The sequence below is a fragment of the Streptomyces sp. NPDC005866 genome, assembly GCF_040629895.1.
In the GTDB taxonomy this organism is placed as follows: domain Bacteria; phylum Actinomycetota; class Actinomycetes; order Streptomycetales; family Streptomycetaceae; genus Streptomyces.
Window position 1 is genome coordinate 1 of sequence record NZ_JBEXWP010000055.1, and the last position, 5522, is coordinate 5522.

The 5522-nt window shown below is 72.2% G+C and carries 5 protein-coding genes and 1 rRNA gene; 5 read left to right on the forward strand and 1 reads right to left on the reverse strand.

Annotated elements, in window-relative coordinates; genetic code table 11:
* From rrf to ABZ396_RS40625, 3 genes are all read left to right on the forward strand, one after another.
* Window positions 1–105 (forward strand): 5S ribosomal RNA (gene rrf, locus ABZ396_RS40615); the annotation flags it as partial.
* A gap of 150 nt (window positions 106–255) precedes the next feature.
* Window positions 256–1662, forward strand: coding sequence for a hypothetical protein (locus ABZ396_RS40620; RefSeq protein ID WP_359187194.1), 1407 nt, complete (start codon window positions 256–258; stop codon window positions 1660–1662).
* Entirely contained in the window at window positions 1554–2345 is a 792-nt protein-coding gene (locus tag ABZ396_RS40625; RefSeq protein ID WP_358925262.1) for a tetratricopeptide repeat protein, read from the forward strand. Before ABZ396_RS40620 ends, ABZ396_RS40625 begins: the two co-directional genes overlap by 109 nt.
* A gap of 78 nt (window positions 2346–2423) precedes the next feature.
* Here ABZ396_RS40625 and ABZ396_RS40630 read toward each other — a convergent pair whose 3' ends face one another.
* Entirely contained in the window at window positions 2424–3707 is a 1284-nt protein-coding gene (locus ABZ396_RS40630) for a DUF1015 domain-containing protein (RefSeq protein WP_358925252.1), read from the reverse strand.
* A gap of 85 nt (window positions 3708–3792) precedes the next feature.
* On the opposite strand from ABZ396_RS40630, the gene ABZ396_RS40635 reads away from it, so the two are divergent.
* Window positions 3793–4821: an HAD-IIA family hydrolase gene (locus ABZ396_RS40635; RefSeq protein ID WP_358925250.1), complete on the forward strand. Its 1029-nt coding sequence runs from the start codon at window positions 3793–3795 to the stop codon at window positions 4819–4821.
* Between the two features lie 59 nt (window positions 4822–4880).
* Window positions 4881–5522, forward strand: a 642-nt coding sequence (locus ABZ396_RS40640) for an iron chelate uptake ABC transporter family permease subunit (RefSeq protein WP_359187190.1), incomplete at its 3' end; no start/stop codon positions are given.

Sequence of the window (5522 nt, forward strand, 5' to 3'; positions counted from 1 at the left end):
AGCGTGAGGGAAACGCCCGGTTACATTCCGAACCCGGAAGCTAAGCCTTACAGCGCCGATGGTACTGCAGGGGGGACCCTGTGGGAGAGTAGGACGCCGCCGAACAATCTTTGGAGGACCCCTGGTCCCAGCGTTCAGCTGGGACCAGGGGTCCTTTTGTTTTTACAATGCTTGCGGTACCGAAGACAGGAGTCACCATGTCCACCAACTCTCCCGACGATCGACCGGAGCGCGACCAGCGGCGACGGGACAGTGGTGACCGCGGTGACCGTGGCGGATACCGCGGGGACCGCGGGGACCGCAACGACCGTGGAGACCGCGGCGGTTACGGCCGTCGCGACGACAGTCGTGGCGGCGGAGGCGGCGGTGGCCACGCTCGCCGCGACGACAACCGCGGTGGCGGATACGGCCGTCGGGACGACCGCCGTGGTGACGAGCGCCGCGGCGATGACCGGGGCGGTTACGGTCGTCGCGACGACAATCGCCGTGACGACACCCGCCCAGACGACAACCGCGGTGGTGGCTACGGCCGTCGGGACGACAACCGAGGCTCTCGCCCGGCGTTCCAGCGGGACGACAACCGAGGCTCTCGCCCGGCGTTCCAGCGGGACGACAACCGAGGCTCTCGCCCGGCGTTCCAGCGGGACGAGAACCGAGGCTCTCGCCCGGCGTTCCAGCGGGACGACAACCGAGGCTCTCGCCCGGCGTCCCAGCGGGACGAGAACCGAGGCTCTCGCCCGGCGTCCCAGCGGGACGAGAACCGAGGCTCTCGCCCGGCGTCCCAGCGGGACGACCGCGGCGACCGGGGTGGTTTCCGCCGCGACGATCGGGACCGCGACCGTGGCGGCTTCCGCCGGGACGACCGTGGTGACCGTCCTGCCTTCCGTCGTGATGACCGCGACGACCGTGGTGGTCGCGGTGACCGAAGTGACTTCCGTCGGGAAGACAACCGTGGTGGCGGCGGCTACCGCGGTCGGGACGACCGGCGCGACGACAATCGTGGCGGTGGAGGTGGCGGCGGCTACGGTCGCCGGGACGACAACCGTGGTGGTGGCGGCTACGCCCGTCGGGACGATCGTCGTGACGACAACCGCCCCGACGAGCGCCGCGGTGACGACCGGGGCGGGTACGGCCGTCGCGACGACCGCGGCGACCGTGGCGGCTTCCGCCGGGACGACCGTGGTGACCGTCCTGCCTTCCGTCGTGATGACCGCGACGACCGTGGTGGTCGCGGTGACCGCGGTGACCGTGGTGACTTCCGTCGGGACGACAGCCGTGGTGGTGGCGGCGGTTACCGCGGCCGTGACGACCGGCGTGACGACCGGCGCGATGACAACCGGGGCGGCTTCCGAGGCCGCAGCGACGACCGGGCACGTGGCCCCCGGCGTGATGACCGCCGGGACGACCGAGGCGGATTCCGTCGGGACGACAACCGGGGCGGCGGCTACCGTGGCCGGGACGACCGCCGTGACGACCGCCGTGGCGACGACCGGCGTGGCGGTGGTTACGGACGCCGTGACGACCGTGACCGGGACCGCGAGCCGATCAAGCGGCTGCCGATCCCGGAGGACGTCACCGGTGACGAGATCGACAGGGACGTACGGCAGGAGCTGCAGAGCCTGCCCAAGACGCTCGCGGAGGACGTCGCCAAGAACCTGGTGATGGTCGCGCGGCTCATCGACGAGGACCCCGAGGGCGCCTACGGCTACTCCAGGGTGGCCCTGCGGCTGGCGTCCCGTGTCGCCGCCGTCCGAGAGGCCGCCGGGTTCGCCGCGTACGCGAACCAGAAGTACAGCGAGGCGCTCGCCGAGTTCCGGGCCGCGCGGCGGATGACCGGCGGTGTGGAGCTGTGGCCGGTGATGGCCGACTGCGAGCGTGGGCTCGGGCGGCCGGAGAAGGCGCTGGACATGGCCGGTGCCCCCGAGGTGCACAAGCTCGACAAGGCAGGCCAGGTCGAGATGCGGCTCGTCGCCGCCGGTGCCCGGCGGGACATGGGGCAGTTGGACGCGGCGATCGTGACACTGCAGAGCCCCGAGCTGGCGTCCAACTCCGTACAGCCGTGGACCGCGCGGCTGAGGTACGCCTACGCCGACGCCCTGCTCGCGGCCGGCCGTGTGGACGAGGCCCGGGAATGGTTCGCCAAGGCCGTCGAGGCTGACCGGGACGGCAGCACGGACGCCTCCGACCGGCTCGCCGAGCTGGACGGGGTCGAGTTCGTCGACGCTCTGAACGACGACGAGGACGACGAGCGCGACGACGCGGACGAGGACGCGGACGAGCACGCGGACCAGTCCGAGGAGGCCCCCGGCGAGTCCGAGGCCGAGTCCGAGGCCGACAAGGACTGATCCCGGCGACCGAGAGAGGGCAGGCTCCGACCGGGGCCTGCCCTCTCTCGTTGCCGTTCTCTCAGCGACTTGCCGTTCTCAGATGTCGAGCGCTCGCAGCACCAGCCCCGACGCCGGCTTGGGGCCGAAGGACGTCGACTTGCGGGGCATCGTCACGCCCTGGCGGGCCAGGTCGCGGACGACCTCCTCGCGGACCGGGTGCAGGAGGACGGCCGTACCGCCGTCGCGTTCGGCCTTGGCGACCGTCGCCGCCGTGTCGTGGATGTACGCGATGTGCGCGTTGGAGTCCTCGGGGATGCGCCAGACGTGGTCGAGGAGCGTGGCGTGCAGGACGGTGGCGTCGAGCGTGCGCCAGGCGGTCGGGCGGTCGGCGGGGATCGTGCGGGCCAGCAGTTCCGGGTCCGGGCGGTCGATGAGGTGGAACGCGCCGTCACCGGCCAGCAGGAACGCGTTGCCGGCGCAGGCCGCGTCCGCGAGCGCCTCCTGGGCCCGCGGCAGGGGGACGTCGAGTCGTCGTACCCGGAAATGGTCCCGCACGGCCGTCAGGGCGTCCGCCACCGGCAGGCCGTGCAGCAGGCGGTGGATGGCGCGCACGCGCAGCGGGTAGCGGACGGTGTCCACGAGGAGGACCAGGCCGTAGTCCCAGGGGCTGGGGGAGGCGTGCTCCGCGCGTAGACGCAAGTAGGTGGCCCAGCGGTGGTGGCCGTCGGCGATCAGGGCCTGGTGGTGGGCCAGGTCGGACTGGACGCGGGACACCTCGGCGGGGTCGGTGATCGACCAGAGGCGGTGGTGGAAGCCGTCCTCGGTGGTAGTGGCGAGGAGCGGGGGGCGGTCGGCCGCCGCTTCGACGACCTCGGCCGCGGTGCCGTTGCCCCGGTAGGTCAGCAGAAGGGGTTCGAGGTTCGCGGAGGTCGCGCGCATCAGGGCCGCGCGGTCGGCGACGACCGGGGGCATGACCTCCTCGTGCGGCAGCACCACGCCCTCCGACGGTTCCGAGACCCGCAGGGCGCCGATGACGCCGCGCTGGAGCATGCCGTTGCCGTCGTGCTGCTCGTAGACGTACAGACCGGGTTCGGGATCCGTGGTGAGGATGCCCTCGGCCTGCCAGCGGTGCAGGGTGTCGGCCGCCTGTTCGGTGCCGGCGCTGGGGGTGCCGGCCTCGGGGAGGATCAGGCGGACGATGTTGTGCGGGTCGGCGGACTGGAGGTGGTGCACGCCGTCAGGGCGTACGACGACGTCGTACGGCGGAGAGGTGACGGCGGCCAAACTGCCGACCCGGTCGGGGTCGTAGCGAAGGCCTCGGAACGGGGTGAGTTCCAGGCCTCGGCGCTCCGTTGCTTCCGAGTGACCTGCAGTGTTCATCCCGGCATCGTACGTGTGTCAGTGGCGTGCGGGATGATCGATGGGGAAAGGCGGGACAACGAAGAGTGACGAGGAGCGATGGGGAATGAGCCAGGGTGTCAGGACTGGTCCCGAGGGCAGCGGACAGGCTCTGAGCACGGCGTATGACACGGCGCTGCTCGATCTGGACGGCGTGGTGTATGCGGGAGGCAGTGCGATCGCGCACGCGGTGGAGTCGCTGGCGGCGGCACGCGCGGGAGGGATGCATCTGGCGTACGTCACCAACAACGCGCTGCGGACGCCGGACGCGGTGGCCGAGCACCTCACCGAGCTGGGGATCCCGACCGGCGCCGATGACGTCATCACCTCCGCCCAGGCCGTCGCGCGGCTGATCAGCGAGCAGGTGCCGGCGGGTGCGCGGGTGCTGGTGATCGGCGGGGAGGGGCTGCGGGTCGCCCTGCGGGAGCGGGGCCTGGAGCCGGTGGAGTCCGCCGACGACGACCCGGCGGCGGTGGCGCAGGGGTACGGCGGTCCCGACCTGCGGTGGGGGCGGTTCGCCGAGGCGTCGTATGCCGTCGCGCGCGGGGTGCCGTGGTTCGCGTCCAACACCGATCTGACGATTCCCAGCGGGCGCGGCATCGCGCCGGGCAACGGCGCGGCGGTGGAAGTCGTCCGGATCGCCACGGGTGCCGAGCCGCAGGTGGCCGGCAAGCCGCTGCCGCCGATGCACCGGGAGACGGTCCTGCGCACTGGTGCGAAGCGGCCGTTGCTGGTCGGGGACCGGCTGGACACCGACATCGAGGGCGCGTTCAACGGCGGGGTCGACTCGCTGCTCGTGCTGACCGGCGTGACCGACGGGCGTCAGCTGCTCGCCGCGCCGCCGCAGCACCGGCCGACCTATGTCGACGCCGATCTGCGGGGGCTGCTCACCGGGCAGCCCGAGGTCACGGCGGACGGCGACGGCTTCCGGTGCGGTGGCTGGAAGGCCGGGGCAGGGGCGGACCGGCTGGAGCTGGAGGGGGACGGTGAGGCGCTCGACGGGCTGCGGGCGCTGTGCGCGGCGGCCTGGACGACGGCCGGGGAGGGCTCCTGCGAATTGGACGGAGAGAAGGCGCTGGCGCGGCTGGGGCTCTGAATCCAGTTCGCCGGGACTGGGCATCGAGATCCCATGAGAGGGTAGGCTAACCTAACTGGGTGTTGGTCGACAGTCCTCCCGAACAGCGCGCGGAGACCGCCCCCGCGCCCCCAACCCGCCGGGTGATACGGGCCCTTGGGCTCCTCGTCTCCGTCGTGGTCCTGGTGCTCGTCGCCCTGGCGAGCATCGTGATCGGGGCGAAAGAGCTGCCGTTGGACCAGGTGTGGCACGGCCTGTTCCACGACACGGGGACGTACGGCGACGTGGTCGTCGACGAGCGGTTGTCGCGGACCGTCCTCGGCCTGCTGGCCGGTGCCGCCCTCGGTCTGTCCGGGGCGGTGCTCCAGGCGCTCACCCGCAACCCGCTCGCCGATCCCGGGCTGCTCGGCATCAACGCGGGCGCGTCGGCCGCGGTCGTCACCGCCATCACCTACTTCGGCGTCACCACCGTCAACGGGTATGTGTGGTTCGCCTTCTTCGGTGCGGCCGCGGTGGGCGTACTGGTGTGGTTCCTGGGCGGCAGCCGGGGCGCCACCCCGGCCCGGCTCGCGCTCGCCGGTACGGCGATCAGCGCCGCGCTCTACGGCTATCTCCAGGCCGTGATGATCACGGACGGCGCGGCGCTCAACAAGTGGCGTTTCTGCCTGATCCTGCGCTGGTACGACGAGGTCCAGGTCGCCCAGGTGTCGCTGGCCCGGCTG

Excerpts from the sequence above, each read along its gene's own strand:
- ABZ396_RS40630 (WP_358925252.1), bottom strand. The coding sequence starts at position 3,707 with ATGAACACTGCAGGTCACTCGGAAGCAACGGAGCGCCGAGGCCTGGAA.
- ABZ396_RS40635 (WP_358925250.1), top strand. The coding sequence starts at position 3,793 with ATGAGCCAGGGTGTCAGGACTGGTCCCGAGGGCAGCGGACAGGCTCTG.